The organism is Streptomyces sp. NPDC046925 (genome assembly GCF_040644915.1).
Classification (GTDB): Bacteria; Actinomycetota; Actinomycetes; order Streptomycetales; family Streptomycetaceae; genus Streptomyces.
Genome location: NZ_JBEYWZ010000006.1, coordinates 276,036 through 296,089, shown reverse-complemented (window position 1 = coordinate 296,089; position 20,054 = coordinate 276,036). Strand labels below are relative to the sequence as shown.

The 20,054-nt window shown below is 71.6% G+C and carries 11 protein-coding genes; 3 read left to right on the top strand and 8 right to left on the bottom strand.

Features of this window, described 5'->3' with window-relative positions; translation table 11 throughout:
• Positions 1 to 24: 24 nt before the first annotated feature.
• From ABZ906_RS25700 to ABZ906_RS25680, 5 genes are all read right to left on the bottom strand, one after another.
• Positions 25 to 1,446, bottom strand: coding sequence for a dipeptidase (locus tag ABZ906_RS25700; protein WP_361386333.1), 1,422 nt, complete (start codon positions 1,444 to 1,446; stop codon positions 25 to 27).
• A 10-nt stretch (positions 1,447 to 1,456) separates the two neighbouring features.
• Positions 1,457 to 5,068, bottom strand: coding sequence for a UvrD-helicase domain-containing protein (locus ABZ906_RS25695; RefSeq protein ID WP_361386330.1), 3,612 nt, complete (start codon positions 5,066 to 5,068; stop codon positions 1,457 to 1,459).
• Between the two features lie 137 nt (positions 5,069 to 5,205).
• Positions 5,206 to 5,904 carry a hypothetical protein gene (locus ABZ906_RS25690; protein ID WP_361181673.1) on the bottom strand — a complete coding sequence of 233 codons (699 nt, stop codon included), beginning with the start codon at positions 5,902 to 5,904 and terminating at the stop codon, positions 5,206 to 5,208.
• 166 nt (positions 5,905 to 6,070) lie between these two features.
• Entirely contained in the window at positions 6,071 to 9,529 is a 3,459-nt protein-coding gene (locus ABZ906_RS25685; RefSeq protein ID WP_361386797.1) for a UvrD-helicase domain-containing protein, read from the bottom strand.
• 431 nt (positions 9,530 to 9,960) lie between these two features.
• Positions 9,961 to 10,434, bottom strand: a complete 474-nt coding sequence (locus ABZ906_RS25680; protein WP_361386327.1) for an MGMT family protein — start codon at positions 10,432 to 10,434, stop codon at positions 9,961 to 9,963.
• A 161-nt stretch (positions 10,435 to 10,595) separates the two neighbouring features.
• On the opposite strand from ABZ906_RS25680, the gene ABZ906_RS25675 reads away from it, so the two are divergent.
• The 3 genes from ABZ906_RS25675 (at position 10,596) to ABZ906_RS25665 (ending at position 16,931) form a co-directional block, all read left to right on the top strand.
• Positions 10,596 to 13,508: a lysylphosphatidylglycerol synthase transmembrane domain-containing protein gene (locus ABZ906_RS25675; protein ID WP_361386324.1), complete on the top strand. Its 2,913-nt coding sequence runs from the start codon at positions 10,596 to 10,598 to the stop codon at positions 13,506 to 13,508.
• Positions 13,509 to 13,638: 130 nt separating this feature from the next.
• Positions 13,639 to 15,192 carry an alpha/beta hydrolase gene (locus ABZ906_RS25670; protein WP_361181679.1) on the top strand — a complete coding sequence of 518 codons (1,554 nt, stop codon included), beginning with the start codon at positions 13,639 to 13,641 and terminating at the stop codon, positions 15,190 to 15,192.
• 176 nt (positions 15,193 to 15,368) lie between these two features.
• Complete coding sequence (locus tag ABZ906_RS25665; RefSeq protein ID WP_361386321.1) at positions 15,369 to 16,931, top strand: alpha/beta hydrolase; 1,563 nt, start codon at positions 15,369 to 15,371, stop codon at positions 16,929 to 16,931.
• Positions 16,932 to 17,006: 75 nt separating this feature from the next.
• On the opposite strand, the gene moeZ is transcribed toward ABZ906_RS25665, so the two are convergent.
• From moeZ to ABZ906_RS25650, 3 genes are all read right to left on the bottom strand, one after another.
• On the bottom strand, positions 17,007 to 18,185 hold the full coding sequence (gene moeZ / locus ABZ906_RS25660) for an adenylyltransferase/sulfurtransferase MoeZ (protein WP_361181683.1): 1,179 nt from the start codon (positions 18,183 to 18,185) through the stop codon (positions 17,007 to 17,009).
• 63 nt (positions 18,186 to 18,248) lie between these two features.
• Positions 18,249 to 18,998, bottom strand: coding sequence for a spherulation-specific family 4 protein (locus ABZ906_RS25655; RefSeq protein WP_361181685.1), 750 nt, complete (start codon positions 18,996 to 18,998; stop codon positions 18,249 to 18,251).
• Positions 18,986 to 19,939 carry an NAD-dependent epimerase/dehydratase family protein gene (locus tag ABZ906_RS25650; RefSeq protein ID WP_361181687.1) on the bottom strand — a complete coding sequence of 318 codons (954 nt, stop codon included), beginning with the start codon at positions 19,937 to 19,939 and terminating at the stop codon, positions 18,986 to 18,988. The genes ABZ906_RS25655 and ABZ906_RS25650 overlap by 13 nt, the downstream gene beginning before the upstream one ends.
• Between the last annotated feature and the right edge of the window lie 115 nt (positions 19,940 to 20,054).

Here is a 20,054-nt window from a genome sequence, read left to right as displayed (position 1 = left end):
GCGGCAAGGTCGTCAAGGCGCGGCTCAGTGTGCACCGCGCCAGTGCTCGGCGAGATCGCCCCACAGGTAGGCCGTCGTCTCGACGCCCTTGAGGAGCAGATCGAGCTCGACCTTCTCGTTCGGTGCGTGCCAGCCGTCGGACGGCACGGAGATGCCCAGGAAGAGCACGGGGGCGGCGAGTACATCCTGGAGGTCGGCCGCCGGTCCCGAACCGCCCTCGCGGGTGAAGCGGATCGGCTGCTCGAAGGCCTTGCCCATCGCCCGTACGACGGACTGCAGGGCGGGGTGGTCGAGCGGCGTCAGACACGGGCGGGTGGCGGCGCCGAAGGTGATCGTGTGGCTGATTCCGTTCGGCAGCTGCTCGCCGACCCAGGTGCGCACGGCCTCTTCGACGCGGTCCGGGTCCTGGCCCGCGACGAGCCGGAAGGAGAGCTTCAGGAAGGCGGACGACGGGACGATCGTCTTGCCGCCCGGTCCTTGATAGCCGCCTCCGATGCCGTTGACCTCGGCGGTGGGGCGGGCCCAGATGCGCTCCAGGGTGGTGTGGCCCGCTTCTCCGTGGGTCGCGTGCGACTTGGCGGTGCGCAGCCAGCTCTCCTCGTCGAAGGGCAGCTCGGCGAAGAGTTCGCGCTCCCGGTCGGTGAGTTCGGTGATGCCTTCGTAGAAGCCCGGGACGGCCACGCGCGCGTGCTCGTCGTGCAGCGCGGCGACGAGGCGCGCGGCGGCGGTCGCGGGGTTCGGCACGGCGCCGCCGAAGGAACCGGAGTGGATGTCCTGGTCGGGTCCACGCAGCTCGATCTCGCAGTCGGCCAGGCCGCGCATGCCGGTGCAGACCGTGGGGGTGTCCTCCGACCACATGCCGGTGTCCGAGACGATCACCGCGTCCGCCGCGATGCGCTCCTTGTGCTCCTCGATCAGCGCGCGGAAGTGCGGGGAGCCCGACTCCTCCTCGCCCTCGACGAGGAGCTTCAGGTTCACCGCGGGGGCGCTGCGGCCGGTGGCGGCGAGGTGGGCGCGGACGCCGAGTGTGTGGAAGAACACCTGGCCCTTGTCGTCGGCGGCACCGCGCGCGTAGAGGCGGTTGCCCTGGACGACGGGCTCGAAGGGTTCGGTGTGCCAGCCGTCCTCGCGGGCCGCAGGCTGCACGTCGTGGTGGCCGTAGACGAGGACCGTGGGGGCCTGCGGGTCGCCGGAGGGCCACTCGGCGAAGACGGCGGGAGCGCCCGCCGTCTCCCACACCTCGACGGTCGGGAAGCCGGTCTCCTTGAGCTGGGCGGCGAGCCAGTCCGCGCTGCGCCGTACGTCGTCCGCGTGGTCCGGCTGCGCCGATACGGACGGGATGCGCAGCCACTCGGCGAGATCGTCGAGGAAGGCGGCACGGTGGGTCTGGATGAACGTACGGACGGCGCTGCCGCCACTGACGTCGCTGTCAACGGACTGGCTCATGGTCACGAGCCTAGCCGCCCTCGAGAGCCGATTCGTCCGGTGGTTCGTCACCCGGCTGCCCGCCCGGTTCCTCCAGGAGGATCCGCTCCAGTTCGGCCCGGCCCGGCAGGTGCGCGGGGCGCGAGGTCTCACCGCTGCGCACGTACAGGAACGCGGCCTTCACGGACTCCGGGGGCACGTCGTGCAGCTCGGCCCAGGCCAGGCGGTAGACGGCGAGCTGGAGGGGGTCCGCGGTGCGGGTGCGGCTGGTCTTCCAGTCGACGATCTCGTACGTCACGTCGTCGCCGTCGACCTCCTTGTAGACCGCGTCGATCCGGCCGCGGATCACGCGGCCCGCGAGGGTCAGCTGGAAGGGCACCTCAACGCGGTGGGGGGCCCGGTGGGCGTACTCGGTGCGCTCGAAGGCTTCCTTGAGGGCGTCCAGATCGCGTTCGTCGGCGATCTCGGCCTCGCCGGGGCCGCCGCCCGGCAGGTCCTCGGGGGCCAGCAGCGGGAGGCGCAGCTCTTCGAAGCGGGTCTCGATCCAGGCGTGGAAGCGGGTGCCCCGGCGGGCCGCGGGCTGCGGCGGGCGCGGCATGGGGCGCGCGAGCTCCTGCGCGAAGCCTTCCGGGTCGTCGGCCAGACGCAGTACTTCGGACGCGGTGAGCGATGCCGGTACGGGGACGTCCCTGATCGCTTCCCTGGCGCGCAGGAGTTCGCCGGTGAGGGCGTCCAGGTCGCGGTCCCAGGAGGCGAGCGTGCGGGCCTCTTCGGGGGTGAGACGGGCCTCCTCCGGGGCTGCCTCGGGGCCGGGGGCTGCCTCCGGGCCGGGGTCGGCAGCGGGGTCGGCGGGGTGCGGGCGGGCGGTCACGGAGGGCGGGGCGGCGGCCTGGTGCGGGATCGCCGGACGGGCCGCTGTCCAGGAGTCCCAGTCACCGGTGTCGGCGTCGGCGTCGGGCGGCTCGGCCTCTCCGTAGGGCGGCTCTTCGTAGGGCGGCTCTTCGTCCTCCGGAGGGGGCGGCCAGTCCGGGTCCTCGGACGGTGGCGCGTCGTCGTACGCCGAAGGGTGGGGCTCCGCGTGCGAGCGGGCGACGGCCGGTGCCCCCTGGTTCGTCTCCCCCGTCAGCTGGCCCGTCTCCCCCGTCAGGCCGTCCAGATGCGAGAGGACCGTCTGCGCGGCGGCCCGGCGGCGGGCCAGGGACCTGTCGTCGAGCGGCAGCGGCCACGCGTGCTCGGCGGCGGCCTCCGCGAGGGCGGGGTTCTCCTCGTCCTCCTCCGGCTCGTCGGCCCAGGCCTCGATCTCCCCGTAACCCAGCACGCAGTGGTCGTACAGCGCGCGCAGGAAGTCCGACGGGCCGCGCGGCTTCTTCTGCGAGGGCCCCCACCAGTGGCCGGAGCCCAGGAGCAGCGAGCGGGGCCGGGTGAAGGTCACATAGCCGAGGCGGAGCTCCTCGGTGCGCTGGTGCTCCTTCATGTCCTCGTGGAACGCCTTCATGGACCGGGAGTCCCACGCCTCGATGTCGGGCAGGGTCGACGCGTCCCCGCGCAGCGCGTGCGGCACGACCTTGCCCTGTGCCGTCCACTTCTCGCGGCCCTGGGTGCTGGGGAACGTGCCGGTGACGAGGCCGGGGACGGCGACGACGTCCCACTCCAGGCCCTTGGACTTGTGGGCCGTGAGCACCTTGACCGTGTTCTCGCCGCCGGGCAGGGCGTTGTCGAGGCCCTTCTCGTACTGCGCGGCCGTCCGCAGGAAGGCGAGGAAGGCCAGCAGGCTCGCTCCGCCGTCGTTCGCGGCGAAGGACGCGGCGACGTCCAGGAAATTCGAGAGCGTCTCGCGGCGGCGGGCCGCCAGGGCGTGCGGCGACGCGGACAGCTCGACCTCGAGGCCCGTGACGGCGAGCACGCGGTGCAGCACGTCCATCAGGGGGTCGGCCAGCGAGCGGCGCAGATCGCGCAGTTCGGCGGCCAGGCGCGCGAACCGCACCCTCGCCTCGGGCGAGAAGGGCAGCCCGTCGTCCTCCGTCTCCTCGTCGAGGGGCGTCTCCAGGAATGTGTCGAGCGCGTCCGCGAGCGATATCACCTCGGCGGGATCGACCCCCTCGACGGCTTCGGCGAGCCGCCGGTCCGGGTCGTCCGGGGTCGCGTGCCCGTGCCGTACGAGAAGGCGTGCGCGGCGGCCGAGGAGGGCGAGGTCGCGCGGGCCGATACGCCAGCGCGGGCCGGTCAGGAGGCGCACCAGGGAGGCGTTCGCGCCGGGGTCCTGGAGCACCTCGCAGACGGCGACGAGGTCGGCGACCTCCGGGAGGTGCAGGAGCCCGGCGAGGCCGACCACCTCCACGGGGACGTCGCGGGCGACAAGGGCGCCCTGGATCTGCGCGAAGTCCGTGGCCGTGCGGCACAGGACCGCGATCTCGCCGGGTGCCTTGCCGGTGCGCACGAGATGCGCGATGGAGTCGGCGAGCCAGTCGATCTCCTCGCTGTGCGTGCGCAGGAGGGCGCAGCGCACCATGCCGTCGCGTTCGGCGCCGGGTGCGGGCCGCAGGGCCTCCACGCCCGCGTGCATCGCGCGCAGCGGCTCCGCGAGGCCGTTCGCGAGGTCGAGGAGGCGGCCGCCGCTGCGGCGGTTCTCGCTGAGCGCGTGGCGGGCTGCCGGGCGCCCGTCGGCGTACGCGAAGTGCTCGGGGAAGTCGTCGAGGTTCGCCACGGAGGCTCCGCGCCAGCCGTAGATCGCCTGGCAGGGGTCGCCGACCGCCGTCACCGGGTGGCCCGTGCCGCCTCCGAAGAGGCCCGCCAGGAGGATGCGCTGGGCCACCGACGTGTCTTGGTACTCGTCGAGCAGGACGACGCGGAACTCCTCGCGCAGGATCTCGCCGACCTCCGCGCGGGTGCGGGCCAGCGTCGCCGAGAGGGCGATCTGGTCGCCGAAGTCCAGGAGGTCGCGGGAGCGCTTCGCCTCCCTGTAGCGGACGACGAGCTCGGCCAGTTCGAGCCGGGCCGCCGCCGTGTCCGGCACCTTGCGCAGATCGGCGTTGGAGAGCTTGGCGCCCTCCAGGGCGTGCAGCAGTTCGGTGTCGTACGCGCGGAGCTTCTCGGGCCGTACGAGGTGTTCGGCGAGCTCGCCGTCGAGCGCGAGGAGGTCGCTGACGAGGTCGGGGAAGGAGCGCGTGAGCGCGGGATACGGGCCCGGCGCCTCGCGCAGGACGCGCGCGGCGAGCTGGAAGCGGGTGGCGTCCGCGAGCAGCCGGGCGGTGGGTTCGAGCCCTATGCGCAGCCCGTGGTCGGTCAGGAGGCGGCCCGCGAAGGCGTGATACGTGGAGATGACCGGCTCGCCCGGCGGGTGGTCCGGGTCAAGCGCCTCGGGGTCGGTGACCCCGGCCTTGATCAACGCCTGGCGCACCCGCTCGGCCAGCTCGCCCGCCGCCTTGTTCGTGAACGTCAGGCCGAGGACCTGCTCGGGGGCGACCTGGCCGGTGCCGACCAGCCAGACCACGCGGGCCGCCATCACCGTCGTCTTGCCCGACCCGGCTCCGGCCACGATCACCTGCGGGGCGGGCGGCGCGGTGATGCAGGCCGTCTGCTCCGGGGTGAACGGGATGCCGAGGAGCTCTTTGAGCTGCTCGGGGTCGGTGATACGAGGTGCCACGTCAGAGAGGCTAGCGGCGGCCACTGACAATCGGGGCGTACCCGCCTTTCAGTGACCGCCGTCGCTCAGAGCGTCAGGACGTCAGAGCGTCAGGACGTCGGAGCGTCAGGGCGCCAGGACGTCGGAGGTTCCGGACGTCAGGACTTCATGAGCTCTTCGAGGTCCACGACCTCGTCCGGCGCCGGAGCCTTGATCGCGACCGACTTGCCGTAGTCGGAGAAGTACATCGTGCCCGGGTCCGACTTGTCCTCCGTGACGACCTTGAGGAAGTACGGCTTGCCCTCGGCCGCGACGTAGAAGGTGGTCTTCTTGCCCGACTCGCTCTTCGTGAGCACGGCCGCCTTCTTGCCGTCGACGTCGGCGTCGTCCTCGCGCTTGAGCTTCTTGAGGTCCTTGGACTGGAACATGGCGTCCGCGTCGCAGACGCCCGTGCCCTGGCTGTTCGGCGTCTTCACCCACTTGTCCTCGAAGCGCGAGGTCTGGCCGCCGCTGCCGCCCATCGCGTTCTTCCAGTAGGCCGCGTCGCCCTTCATGTACTGGGTCTCGCCGGACACGAGGAACTCGGCGGTGCCGCCCGCCCCGCCGTCCATCTTCCCCTCGCAGTCACCGGACTTGGCGACGGAGAAGTCGACCTTGATCGGCTTGCCTTCCTGCTTGCCCTCGCCGGTCACCTTGAAGGAGCCCGCGCCCTTGGACGCGTCGGCCGCCTTCTTGGCGATCTTGTCGGCGCTCATCCCCTCGAAGGGGTCCTTCTCCTCGCTGGAGCATCCCGTGATGCCGACGAAGGCGGCGGCACAGGCGACTGCCGCGACCATGAGCTTCCGGTTGGCTGCCATGTCTGTATCTCCTCGGGAAGGTGCACGATCGGAGGGTCGCTGGTGCACAAATCAGCTTTACCGAGACTTTAGATGGCCTGTGAGGCTGCTATGAACGCGAGCGCCGCGACGTGAGGTTGGCCACCAACCGCACTGGTGCCGCCCCCGTCACCCGACCACCCGTCACTCACTCCACCACCTGCCTGCCCTCGGGCCGGGCGCTGCACGAGGCGCGGAAGGCGCAGTGCGTGCAGTGCTGGCCCGTGGTGGGCGAGAAGCGTTCGTCGAGGACCTTCCCGGCCGCGGTGGCCAGGAGGTCGCCGACCCACTCCCCGGCGAGCGGCTCCTGGGCCTGCACCTTGGGGAGGGCGTCGCCGCCGTCCTTCTTGGCGGCGCCCTGGCGCAGTTGCACCAGTTCCGCGCCGCCCGCTTCGGGACGTACGCCTTCGAAGGCGTCGTCGACCGCGCCCTCGCGCAGTGCGAGCTGGTAGACGGCGAGCTGGGGGTGGCGGGCCACTTCCGCGGCGGTGGGGGCCTGCTTTCCGGTCTTGAAGTCGACTACGTAGGCACGGCCTTGCGCGTCCTGTTCGACGCGGTCCATGGAGCCGCGCACGCGTACTTCGTAGGGGCCCGCTTCGAGGGTCACGTCGAAGTCGTGCTCGCTGCTGACGGGGGTGCGGGTCGCGCGGTCCATCACATGCCACTGGAGGAAGCGTTCGAGCGCCACGCGCGCGTGCTCCTTCTCCTGCGACGACTTCCAGGGGGCGTCGAAGGCCAGCGCGTCCCAGACCGAGTCGAGGCGCTCCATGAGGACGGCGAGGTCGGCGGGTGTCCTGCCGGACGCGACCTCGTCGGCCAGGACGTGCACCACGTTGCCGAAGCCCTGGGCGGCGGTCGCGGGGGCGTCCGCCTTCACCTCGCGGCCCAGGAACCATTGCAGGGAGCAGGTGTTTGCGAGCTGGTCCAGGGCGCTTCCGGAGAGGACGACGGGCTTGTCGCGGTCCCGCAGGGGCACTTCGCTCGCCGTCGGCTCGTACATGCCCCACCAGCGGTACGGGTGCGCGGACGGCACCAGGGGGCGCCCGTCGGCGTCGCTCAGCGCGGCGAGCTTGGCCAGGCGCAGGGCGGCGGCCTCGCGCAGGGGCTCCGAGACCCGCGGGTCGACGGTGGTGGAGCGCAGCTCGGCGACGAGCGCGGAGACGGCCAGGGGGCGGCGCGGGCGGCCCGTGACGTCCTTGGGCTCCACGCCGAGTTCGGTGAGGAAGCGGGAAGGCTGGTCGCCGTCGTCCGCGGGCGCCTTGACGGCGGTGACGACGAGGCGTTCACGCGCGCGCGTGGCGGCCACGTAGAACAACCGGCGCTCTTCGGAGAGGAGCGCTCCGGGGGTGAGGGGCTCGGCGAGGCCGTCGCTTCCGATGCGGTCGGCCTCCAGGAGGGAGCCGCGGCGGCGCAGGTCGGGCCAGAGGCCTTCCTGTACCCCGGCGACCACCACGAGCCGCCACTCCAGGCCCTTGGACCGGTGCGCCGTCATCAGGCGTACGGCGTCGGGTCGTACGGCCCTGCGGTTGAGGGTGTCCGCGGCGATGTCCTGCGCCTCGGTCTCCTCCAGGAAGTTGAGGGCGCCGCGCCCTCCGGTGCGTTCTTCCGCGCGGGAGGCGTACGCGAACAGGGCGCAGACCGCGTCGAGATCGCGGTCCGCGTTGCGCCCCGCGGCGCCGCCGCGGCGTGCGGTCCGCTCCAGGCGGCGCGGCCACGGTGTGCCGTCCCACAGCTCCCAGAGCGCCTCCTCAGCGGTGCCGCCGCCCGCGAGGCGTTCACGGGCCTTGCGGAGGAGCGCGCCGAGCCGCTGGGCGCCGCGCGCGTACGCGGGGTCGTGCGCGACGAGCCGCTCCGGTTCGGCGAGCGCTCTGGCCAGCAGTTCGTCGGAGGGCGGCGGCAGGTGGTTCCCCGCGGCCCGCTCCTCCGCACGAAGGGCCCGCCCGAGCCGCCGGAGATCGGCGGCGTCCATCCCGGCGAGGGGCGACGCAAGGAGGTCGAGCGCGGTCTCGGTGTCGAGCCATACGGGGGCCACGGCGCCGGGCCCGCCGCCGTGCGGGCCGGGGGCAGTTGAGGGCGCGGGTCCGTCGTGTTGCGGGCCGGGGGCAGCCGAAGACTCGGGTCCGTCGCCCTGCGGGACGGAGTCAGCCGAAGGCTCGGGGTCGGCGTCGGTGCCGGGCGCAGCTTCGGGCTCGTCCCCCGCCTCGGGACCCGCCCCGAACTCCCCCCGAAGCCCGCGGCCCCCCGCAGGCTCGGACACCACCGATGTCGCCACCGCCCGCAGCGCCGTCAGCAGTGGTGTTACCGCCGGCTCGTGGCGCAGGGCGATGTCGTCGCCGTCTATGTCCAGGGGGACGCCCGCCGCGGTGAGGCTGCGGCGGAACGCGGGGATCGTGTGGGCTCCGGCGCGGACCAGGACCGCCATCTCGCCCCAGGGGACGCCGTCCTCCAGGTGCGCGCGGCGCAGGATGTCCGCGATGTTGTCCAGTTCCGCGCCGGACGTCGGATACGTGTACGCATCGACGCGACCGCCGTCACGGACGGCGGAGAGCTCCCGGTGGGCCCGTACCTTCTCGGCGGGCAGCCTGGTCAGCGGCATGCGCCGGGTGAGCAGGCGCGTGGCGGCGAGGAGACCGGAGCCCGATCTGCGGGACGTGGTCAGGACCTCGACCGGCGCCTCGGTGCCGTCCGCGCGCGGGAAGCGGGAAGGGAACTCCAAGATGCCGTTCACGTCGGCGCCCCGGAAGGTGTAGATCGACTGGTCCGGGTCGCCGAACGCGACCAGGGAGCGCCCGCCCCCGGCAAGGGCGTGCAGCAGCCGTACCTGCGCCGGGTCCGTGTCCTGGTACTCGTCCACGAACACCGCGTCGTACTGCGCGCCCAGCGCTCGCGCGACCTCGGGACGCCGCGCGAGCAGCACCGCGCGGTGCACCAGTTCCGCGTAGTCGAGCACGCCCTGCATGTCGAGCACGTCCAGGTACTCCGCGAGGAACGCCGCCGCAGCGCCCCAGTCCGGGCGCCCCGCACGCCGGGCGAAGGCATCCAGGGCGTCGGGGCCAAGGCCCAGCTCACGGCTGCGGGCCAGCACCGCGCGCACCTCGTCGGCGAAGCCCCGCGTCGTCAGGCAGGCCCGCAGCTCGTCCGGCCAGCGCACCCGGGAACGCCCCTCCCCCGCCAGGTCGATCTGCCCCGCGAGCAGCTCCCGTACGGCCACGTCCTGCTCGGGACCCGAGAGGAGCCGCAGCGGCTCGACGAACAGATCGGCGTCCTGGTGGGCGCGGATGAGGGCGTAACAGAAGGAGTGGAAGGTCGTGGCCTGCGGGGCGTTGGCCGCGCCTATGCGCAGCGCCATGCGGTCGCGCAGTTCCACCGCGGCCTTGCGGCTGAAGGTGAGGACGAGGACCCGCTCCGGCTCCGTGCCCTTCGCGATCCGCGCGGCGACGGACTCCACGAGGGTCGTCGTCTTGCCCGTGCCGGGCCCCGCCAGGACGAGCAGGGGCCCTCCGGGGTGGTCAACCACCGCACGCTGCCGTGCGTCAAGACGAGGGGGATCCACGTGCACCGGCGGAGTGCGCACCAGCCGATAGGCACCCCGGGCCCCCTGTCGCACCTGGGGGTGCGACGGGTGCCGGGTGTGCCGGGCGGAAGAAGTGGAGCTCACGTGGGTCGCCGGTCCTGGTGGGTGTACGTGGTGAAAAACGGCTGCGCGATGGCTGTGGATGACACGCGCGGTGCGAGGTGGGCTGAGGTGCGGGGGTGAGACACGAGATGGGATACGGGGCGGAATACGGGGCGGGCTACGAGCCGGGATACGGGGTGAGGAAAATGCGTGCTGTCGACGCTACGCCAGCGGGCGCGCGGGACGTGCCGCTTCCCTCGTACGAGCCGACCGGTGCGCGGGGCGTGCCGCTTCCCCCGTACGAGCCGACCGGTGCGCGGGACATCCGGCGTCCCCCGTACGGGCCAGACAGCCTGCGGAACGTCCGGCGTCCCCCGTACGGGCCACCGGCCCCCCGCGACGCCGCGCGATGCCCGAAGCTGTCAGGTGTGAGCCCCCGGAGCCTGCCGGAGAGCGGCACCGCCGCTTCCCGACGCGCCGCCACGAGCCGTGCCGCCGCCACGAGCCGCGCCGCCACCCGCCGTCCCGCCGCCCTCGGGCGCACCGGCGCCGTCCCAGCGCGCCCGCCGCATGTCCAGGCGCGGCACATGGCCCTCGGCCGCACGGCTCGCCTCGCGCAGCGGTGTGCCCTCCGCGCGGTAGTGGCCAAGGGCCCGCAGTTCGTGGCCCGGCAGCAGCCGGCCGTCCGCGCGGACCACGCGCCACCACGGAACCGCGTCTCCGTAGAGGGCCATGACCCGGCCGACCTGCCGGGGGCCGCCCTCCTCGAGCCACTCCGCGACATCGCCGTACGTCATCACCCGCCCCGGAGGGATCAGCTCCGCGACGTCGAAGACCCGCTCGGCGTACTCCGGGTACGCCGAGAGCCCCTGCTCCGCTCCGCTCTCCTCGCTCATCCGGACCATCCTGCCGTACGGCACCGACACCGTGACCGGCCCGCGACAGAGTGTGCGGTAAGAGACAAACTGGAACTCGGTGAACACAATGCGGCCCCGCATTGCACCCTGATGCCCCCCTCTGTCGGTGGGACATGCCACCATCGTGCGGGCGGTGACTGGTGATACGAGATCAAGAAGAGGCGACGGAGCAGCAGGATGTGTACCCCGATGAGACGGCGGGCACCCCTGCGGCCGAGGCGCACCCGGACACCGGTGGGCACTCCCTGACGAAGCACGAGAAGTTCGAGAAGCCCGGCAGGAGCGAGGACGGGCAGGCCGGGGCCGGACAAACCGGGGACGGGCAGGACGCGCACGACGCCTCCATGCGCGACTCCTCCGCGCACGCCGACCCCGTTTCCGCCCCAGCCCCCGCCCCCGCCCCCGAAGCCTGCGCAGAGGGCGAAAGCGAAGGCGCGCACGCCGACCGCGTCGCCGGTGACGAACCGCTGCTCGCCGCGCGCGTGCACCGCCCCTCGGACCTGATGCGGCTGCTCGTCGGCATCCTCGGGATCGTCGTGGTCCTCGCCATCGCCGCGTTCGCGCACGGCACGACGTCGGGGCTCGCCCAGGACATCGACAAGGGCACGGACCAGGCGCCCGACCTCCTGATCAAGTTCGCCGGCCTCACCGCGAGCATCGGCGTCCTGCTCGTCCCCGTCGCGTTCGCCATCGAGCGTCTCGTCAAACGGGACGGGCTGCGCATCGCCGACGGTGTCCTTGCGGCCGTTCTCGCGCACGGCGTGACGCTCGCCACCGACCTGTGGGTCGCCAAGGCCGCCCCTGACTCCATCCAGGAGGCGCTGACCAGGCCGTCTCCCGGCGATCTGCACGCGCTCACCGATCCCGTGCACGGCTATCTGGCGCCGGTCATCGCGTATATGACAGCGGTGGGGATGTCCCGCAGACCGCGCTGGCGCGTGGTGCTGTGGGTGGTGCTGCTGCTCGACGCCTTCACCATGCTGGTCACCGGCTACACGACGCCGTTCTCGATCATCCTGACGGTCCTGCTCGGCTGGAGCGTGGCCTACGGAACGCTCTACGCGGTCGGCTCGCCGAACGTCCGTCCCACCGGCCAGACGCTGCTCGCGGGCCTGCGGCACGTCGGCTTCCACCCGGTGAGCGCGTCCCGCGAGGACGCCCCCGACAGCGAGCACGGCGACCGCGGCCGCCGCTATTTCGTCACCCTTGAGGACGGCCCGCCCCTGGACGTCACGGTCATCGACCGCGAGCAGCAGGCGCAGGGCTTCTTCTACCGCGTGTGGCGCAGGCTCACCCTGCGCGGCATCACCCAGCGCCGCAGCCTTCAGTCGCTGCGCCAGGCCCTGGAGCAGGAGGCCCTTCTCGCGTACGCGGCCATCGCGGCCGGGGCCAACGCACCCAAGCTGATCGCCACCTCCGAGCTGGGTCCCGACGCGGTGATGCTCGTCTACGAGCACACGGGCGGCCGCACCCTCGATTCCCTGCCGGACGAGGTCATCACCGATGAACTGCTGTGCGACACCTGGCGGCAGGTGCAGGCGCTCCAGTCGCGCCGGATCGCGCACCGCAGGCTCACGGGGGACGCGATCTTGGTGGATCGTTCCGGCACGGTGATCCTGACCGACCTGCGCGGCGGTGAGATCGCCGCGGGCGACCTGGTCCTGCGCATGGACATCGCCCAGCTCCTGACCGCCTTCGGGCTGCGCGTGGGCGCCGAGCGCGCGGTCGCCACCGCCCTCGACGTGCTCGGCCCCGACACGGTCGCCGACTGTCTCCCGCTGCTCCAGCCCATCGCCCTGACCCGCTCGACGCGCGGGACCCTGCGCAAGCTGGCCAGGGAGCGGTCGCAGCGCGAGCGCGAGGCGGTCCTTGAGGCGTCCCACAAGGACAAGCTGGCCCGCGCGGCGGAGGCGGAGGCCAGCGCGGCGGCACAAGAGGCGGAGAAGGCCGACGGCGCCAAGGGCCCCGACCGCAAGACCGTACGCGCGGAGAAGCAGGCCGAGAAGCAGGCCATAGACGTCGCGCTCGAACAGGCCCGCGAGGAGGATCTGCTCACCCAGATCCGCCACCAGGTGCTGCTCATCAGGCCGCAGGCGCCCGTCGAGCCCGCCCAGCTGGAGCGGATCAGGCCGCGCACGCTGATCAGCTTCATCGCCGGTGCCATCGGCGCGTACTTCCTGCTCTCGCAGCTCACCCACGTCGACTTCAACACGATCGTCGCCGAGGCCGAGTGGGGCTGGGTCGCCGTGGCCGTGGCCTGTTCGGCGCTGAGCTACTTCGCTGCGGCGATGAGCCTGCTCGGCTTCGTGCCGGAGCGCGTGCCGTTCCTGCGGGCGGTGCAGGCGCAGGTCGCCGGGTCGTTCGTGAAGATCGTGGCCCCGGCAGCGGTGGGCGGCGTCGCGCTCAACACGCGCTTCCTGCAACGCTCCGGAGTGCGCTCCGGCCTCGCCGTGGCGAGCGTGGGGGCCTCGCAGCTGTTCGGGCTCGGCTCGCACATCATGCTGCTGATGATCTTCGGTTATGTGACCGGTACGGAGAAGACACCCTCCCTGTCGCCGTCCCGTACCGTCATCGCCGGTCTCCTCTCCGTCGCGGTGCTCGTGCTCGTGGTGACCGCGATCCCCTTCCTGCGGAAGTTCGTCGTCACGCGCGTGCGCTCGCTCTTCGCGGGCGTCGTGCCGCGCATGCTCGACGTGTTGCAGCGCCCGCAGAAGCTGCTCACCGGCATCGGCGGCATGCTGCTCCTGACGCTCATGTTCGTGCTCTGTCTCGACGCTTCGGTACGGGCCTTCAGCACCACGGAGATGAAGCCGCTGACCCTGGCCAGCGTCGCCGTGGTCTTCCTGGCGGGCAACGCGCTCGGCTCGGCGGCGCCCACCCCCGGCGGTATCGGGGCGGTCGAGGCGACGCTCACCCTCGGCCTCGTCGCGGTGGGCGTGCCCAAGGACGTGGCCGCGCCCGCCGTGCTTCTGTTCCGTCTCCTCACGCTGTGGCTGCCGGTGCTTCCGGGCTGGCTGTTCTTCAACCACCTGACGAGGAAGGGCCTTCTTTAGAGGAGAAGGGGGCCTTCTTTAAAGAAGGCGGCCTGTTCACGGAAGGGCGAGCAAGCCGCAGAAGGACGAGCAACCACGGAAGGGCGAGCAAGCCGTGCGCCCCGTCTGCGCCCCCCGCAGGATGGGGAGCATGCCCAACCACAAGGCGCGTGCCGCCGCCACCGTCGTCCTGCTGTCTGCGTCCCTCGCGGCCTGCGGCGGTGACGGTTCCAAGGCCCCCAAGGACTCCAAGGACTCGGACCTGTCGGCCCAGGAGCTCAGCTGGAAGGACTGCCCGGCGCCCGATGCCGCCGAAGGCGGCGGCGAGGCTCCCTCCCCGCTGCCCGGCGGCGCCGCATGGCAGTGCGCCACCATGAAGGCCCCCCTCGACTGGGACAAGCCCAAGGGCGACACCGTGGACATCGCCCTGATCCGCGCCGCGGCGAGCGGCGAGAAGGACCGGCGGATCGGCTCGCTCGTCTTCAACTTCGGCGGCCCCGGCGGCTCGGGCGTCACCACGCTGCCCGCCTTCGGACAGGACTACGCCAAGCTGCGCACCCGCTACGACCTGGTGAGCTTCGATCCCCGTGGCGTCGGCCGCAGCGCGGGCGTGAAGTGCGAGGACGACGAGAAGCTCGACGCGTACTTCCAGGAGGACGCCACGCCCGACGACGACGCCGAGCAGAAGAAGCTCGTCGCCAACGTGAAGGGCTTCAACGGAGCCTGCGAGAAGAACTCCGGCAAGGTGCTCCCCCATGTGCGCACCACCGACGCGGCCCGCGACATGGACCTGATGCGCCAGGTGCTCGGCGACGACAAGCTGCACTACTTCGGCATCTCGTACGGCACGGAACTCGGCGGCGTCTACGCGCACTTGTTCCCCAAGAAGGTGGGCCGTGCCGTCTTCGACGCGGTCGTCGACCCCACCGAGACGGCCGAACAGGGTTCGCTGGGCCAGGCCAAGGGCTTTCAGCTCGCGCTCGACAACTACGCAAAGGACTGCACCTCGAAGATCGAGGACTGCCCGGTCGGCGACACCGAGCAGGACGTCAAGAACAAGATCGCAGGGCTTCTGAAGAAGCTGGACTCCAAGCCGCTGCCGGCCAGCGGCCCGCGCAAGCTGACGCAGACCGCCGCCACGAACGGCATCGCGCAGGCGCTGTACTCCCAGGACTTCTGGCCGTATCTCACCGAAGGGCTCGACCAGGCGTACGACGGCGACGGCAAGCTCCTGATGACGCTCTCCGACTCCATGAACGGCCGCAACGAGGACGGCACGTACAGCAACTTGCAGGCCGCCAACATCTCCGTCAACTGCGCGGACGACAAGGCGCGCTACACGCCGGAGTACGTCGAGAAGAAGCTCCCCGAATTCCGTTCGGCGTCACCGCTGTTCGGCGACTACCTGGCGTGGGGCATGGTCGGCTGCACCGACTGGGCGGTGGACGGCGCCGCCGAACACCCGGACGTCAGCGCACCGGAAGCGCCGCCCGTCGTCGTGATCGGCAATACGGGCGACCCTGCCACTCCGTACGAGGGCGCGAAGAAGATGGCGGAGGCGCTCGGCAAGGGCGTCGGCGTCGAGCTGACGTACAAGGGCCAGGGGCACGGGGCGTACGACAGCAAGAACAAGTGCGTGCGGAACGCGGTCAACGGCTATCTCCTGGACGGCAAGGTGCCCGAGGAGGGCACTGTCTGCTCCTGACGCGACAAGGCCGTGCCCCTCCGGAATCCGCCCCCCGAAGGCCCACGAAGGCCTACGAAAGCTCACGAAGGCCCACGAAGTCTCCCCCAAGCCGCCCCCCGGAGCCACTGTCGGTGACCCCACTTAGTATGGCTTGACTGTCTTTTGAGGCTGTCTTCCAAGGGGGGAAGCGCTCCATGCCGCGTCTCGTACGGCCAGCAGCTCTGGCCGCCGCAGGAATACTGCTGGCGGGACTCACCGCCGGCTGCGGCGGCTCCGGCGGGGACAAGGACGACGCGAAGCCCGCGCCGACCGGCCCCGAGCAGTCGCCGAGACCCGACCCCTCCTCGACCCTGCCCGCCTCGCTCACGACCCAGAAGCTCGACTGGGGCGGCTGCAAGGCGGTCGGCGAGGATCCCGCGCCCGGCCCCGAGTGGCAGTGCTCGACCCTCAAGGTCCCCCTGGACTACGAGAAGCCGGACGGCGAGACGATCGACGTCGCGCTGATCCGCACCAGGTCCACCGGCAAGGGCGAGCGCATCGGTTCGCTCCTGTTCAACTTCGGCGGGCCGGGCGGCTCCGGCGTCTCCATGCTGCCGTCCTTCGCCGACATGTACGACTCGCTGCGCGGCCGGTACGACCTGGTGAGCTTCGACCCGCGCGGGGTCGGCGGCAGCGAGGGCGTGCGCTGCCGCAGCGACAAGGAGACCGAGGCCGCGCTGGGGTCCGTCGACATGACTCCGGACACCCCGGCCGAGGAAGCGGCGTACTTCAAGGACGCGGCCGAATTCGGCGCGGGCTGCGCGCGCGACGCGGGCCAGTTCCTCGGACATGTCTCGACGGTCGAGGCCGCGCAGGACATGGACGTGATGCGCCAGGTGCTGGGCGACGAGAAGCTGCATTACATGGGCGTCTCGTACGGCACCGAACTGGGCGGCACGTACGCCCACTTGTTCCCGAAGAAGGTGGGGCGCCTGACTCTGGACGCGGTCGTCGACCCGTCCGCGGACTCGCTGGGCCACGCCAAGAACCAGGCGCGGGGCTTCCAGCGCGCCCTGGAGAACTACCTGAAGTCCTCGGGCCAGGACCCCAAGGCGGGCTCGCAGAAGATCGTGCGCCTCCTCAAGCGCCTCGACTCCGAGCCGCTGCCCGCATCGGGCGGCAGGAAGCTCACCCAGTCCCTGGCGACCACCGGCATCACGGTCACGCTCTACAGCAAGGACAGCTGGCCGGCCCTGACCAGCGGTCTGGAGCAGGCCGAGAAGGGCGACGGATCGGAGCTGCTCCGGCTGGCCGACGCGTACAACGAACGCTCCGCGTCCGGCCGTTACAGCACCGCGAGCCACTCGCAGCGCTCCATAGCCTGCCTCGACGCCAAGGACCGGACGACGCCCGCGCAGGCGAAGGCGCGGCTCGGCGAGTTCCGGGAGATATCACCGGTGTTCGGTGAGTTCATGGGCTGGGACACGGCGGGCTGGTGCCATCAGTGGCCGGTGGACGGGCTGCACGACTCCCCCGACGTGAGCGCTCCGGGCGCGGACCCGATCCTGGTCGTCGGCAACACCGGCGACCCGGCGACGCCCTACGAAGGCGCCCGCAAGATGGCGGACGAGCTGGGCAAGGGGGTCGGTGTCCAGCTGACCTGGAAGGGCGAGGGCCACGGGGCGTACGGCAGCGGCAGCGACTGCGTCGACGACACGGTCAACGCCTACCTCCTGAACGGCAAGGCACCCCAGGACGGCAAGGTCTGCGAGACCTGAGGCCGGGTCTTTCCTCGCAACGAAAGGGGGCCCGCACCTCTCGGTGCGGGCCCCCTTTCCGTTCAGGCGCTACGCCTAGTAGACCGGCTTCTCGGGCTCGATCTGGTTGACCCAGCCGATCACGCCGCCGCCCACGTGCACCGCGTCGCTGAAGCCCGCGGACTTCAGCACGGCGAGGACCTCCGCGGACCGGACACCCGTCTTGCAATGCAAGACGATCTTCTTGTCCTGCGGAAGGCTCTCCAGGGCGGTGCCCATGAGGAACTCGTTCTTCGGGATCAGCTTGGCGCCGGGGATCGAAACGATCTCCCACTCGTTCTGCTCGCGCACGTCGATGATCTCGATCTTCTCGTCCGCGTCGATCCACTCCTTGAGCTGCTTGGGAGTGATCGTCGAGCCGAGCGCCGCCTCCTGCGCCTCGTCCGACACGACGCCGCAGAAGGCCTCGTAGTCGATGAGCTCGGTGACGGTGGCGTTCGGGCCGCAGACCGCGCAGTCCGGGTCCTTGCGGACCTTGACCTGGCGGTACTGCATCTCCAGGGCGTCGTAGATCATCAGGCGGCCGACCAGCGGGTCACCCACGCCGGCCAGGACCTTGATCGCCTCGGTGACCTGGATGGAACCGATGGACGCGCACAGCACGCCGAGCACGCCGCCCTCGGCGCAGGACGGGACCATGCCGGGGGGCGGGGGCTCCGGGTAGAGGCAGCGGTAGCACGGGCCGTGCTCGCTCCAGAAGACGGACGCCTGGCCGTCGAATCGGTAGATCGAACCCCATACGTACGGCTTGTTGAGCAGCACGCAGGCGTCGTTGACCAGGTATCGCGTGGCGAAGTTGTCCGTGCCGTCGACGATCAGGTCGTACTGGCCGAAGATGTCCATCACGTTCTCGGCTTCGAGCCGCTCTTCGTGGAGGATCACGTTCACGTACGGGTTGATGCCGAGGACGGAGTCCTTCGCCGACGCCGCCTTGGAGCGGCCGATGTCGGCCTGGCTGTGGATGATCTGGCGCTGCAGGTTCGACTCGTCGACCTCGTCGAACTCCACGATGCCGAGCGTGCCGACGCCCGCCGCGGCGAGGTACATCAGCGCCGGTGACCCGAGGCCGCCGGCGCCGACACACAGCACCTTGGCGTTCTTCAGCCGCTTCTGCCCTTCCATCCCGACGTCGGGGATGATCAGGTGGCGGGAGTACCTGCGGACCTCGTCGACGGTGAGCTCAGATGCTGGCTCGACCAGGGGTGGCAGCGACACGGAGACTCCGTTGGTCGGTATGTGGAAACGGTTGTTCTGTCCGTAACACTGCCACGCCCCTCTTCATTCCGAGACACCCGTTCCGATGCGCGAGACGATTTCGTCCCAGTACCCGGGCAGTGACTCCCAGGGGTCGGCCGCGCCTCCCACGTCCACCCGGTCGGTGAAGTAGATCGTCGAGGCGCCCTGCCAGCGGGCGATGCGCAGCGCCTCGTCGAGATGGCCGCGCGGCATCCCGTGCACGAAGTGGCAGAAGCGCTCGGGCGGGTAGTCGGCGGTCCACTCGGCAACCTGTGACCAGCGGTAATCGCTCCAGGGGCCGGTGAAGGTCACCAACTGGTCGGCGGATTCGGCGTATCCGGGATACGGATGGGTGCCGTGCCCCAGGACGATGTGGGCGTCGTCGCAGAGCGCCCGCAGCGTCGTGACCGTCCTGCGCACCTCGGGGAGCGCGGCGCGCTCCGTGGGACAGCGGTCGAGGGAGAACCCGTCGACCTGGTACCAGTCGAGGTAGCGGTGGGCGTCGGAGACGAGCTCACCGAAACTGCGCGCCCCGTACGTCACGTCGAGGTGACCGAGAACACGTACGCCCGCGTTCCGCAGCCGCCCCGCCGCCTCCAGGCAGTGCGGGTCGGGGCGGTCCCCCGGCCCCCTGCTCACGTTCAGGACGACCCAGTCCAAGGGGGTACCGGGTCGGGTCAGTTCGGACCATTCGCCCGGTGCGACGAGAGGGTGCGCGAAACCGGGGATGCCGAAGCCGAGACGTACGTCGGTGTGTGCGGTGCCTGTGGCTGTGCTGGTCAGATGCGGCATGCCGCCTCCATCCAGATGTCGGCGAGTGATTCTTCGAGGTTGATCCGGGGGCGCCAGCCGAGCCGGTCGCGCGCGGTGCGCACGTCCGCCTGCTGCCAGCTGCCGCAGCCGTCCGGGTAGGGGTAGGCGGCGGGGTTCCCGTGGTCGGATTCGGTGCGGGGGTGCCCGATGGATTGCCGCAGGGCCCCCTGGTCGAGCTCGTGCAGGGCTCCGCCGTACCCGGCGACGCGCGCGAGGACGGCGGCCGCGTCACGAAGTCGTACGGCACGGCCCGCGCCGATGTTCACGATGCCCTGGGCGGCGGAGAGCGAGGCGGCGTGCACGGCGCGTGCCACGTCGCGTACGTCGATGAAGTCCCGCTGCACGCCAAGGCCCCCGAGCTTGAGCTCGCCGTCACCGGACTGCATGGCGCGCCGCATGGCCTCGGCGAGCCGCCCGAGCGGCGAGCCGGCCGGCGTGCCGGGCCCCGCGGGCGAGAAGACCCGCAGGACGACGGCGTCGAGCCCCGACCCGAGGACCAGCTCGGTGGCGGCGAGCTTGCTGACTCCGTACGGTCCGCCGGGCCTGGGCACGGCGTCCTCCGCGGTGGAGGACCCCGGCTGGCTGGGCCCGTACTCGGCGCCGCACCCGAGCTGCACGAGGCGCGCCCCGCATCCGCTGCGGCGCAGGGCCTCGCAGATCGTGGCGACGGCGACGGTGTTGTGCCGGGTCAGCTCGCGGGCACCGCCGCGGGTGGCGCCCGCGCAGTTGATGACGACTCCCGGGTGCACCGCGTCCAGGAAGCGGGTGAGCGCGCCGGGGCTGCCGCTCGCGAGGTCGAACCGTACGTCCGAGTCGTCTCCGCGGCCGAGCGCGGTGAGCTGCACCGCAGGGTCGGCGAGCAGCCGGTCGGCGACGAACCGGCCGAGGTATCCGTTGGCTCCGATCAGCAGCACCCTCATCGGGCGGCTCCCGGGTCGGTTGCGCGGATACTGGTGGTGCTCATCTGGCTGTCTCCTTCAGGGGTTTGCCGTAATTCACGGGGTAAGGCCCGCGGTGTCGGCCCCGCGGGAGAGA

Bases quoted from the DNA above. Each gene is read 5' to 3' on its own strand.
- ABZ906_RS25700 (WP_361386333.1), bottom strand. From the start codon at position 1,446: ATGAGCCAGTCCGTTGACAGCGACGTCAGTGGCGGCAGCGCCGTCCGT.
- ABZ906_RS25690 (WP_361181673.1), bottom strand. From the start codon at position 5,904: ATGGCAGCCAACCGGAAGCTCATGGTCGCGGCAGTCGCCTGTGCCGCC.
- ABZ906_RS25680 (WP_361386327.1), bottom strand. From the start codon at position 10,434: ATGAGCGAGGAGAGCGGAGCGGAGCAGGGGCTCTCGGCGTACCCGGAG.
- ABZ906_RS25670 (WP_361181679.1), top strand. From the start codon at position 13,639: ATGCCCAACCACAAGGCGCGTGCCGCCGCCACCGTCGTCCTGCTGTCT.
- ABZ906_RS25665 (WP_361386321.1), top strand. From the start codon at position 15,369: ATGCCGCGTCTCGTACGGCCAGCAGCTCTGGCCGCCGCAGGAATACTG.
- ABZ906_RS25655 (WP_361181685.1), bottom strand. From the start codon at position 18,998: ATGCCGCATCTGACCAGCACAGCCACAGGCACCGCACACACCGACGTA.
- ABZ906_RS25650 (WP_361181687.1), bottom strand. From the start codon at position 19,939: ATGAGGGTGCTGCTGATCGGAGCCAACGGATACCTCGGCCGGTTCGTC.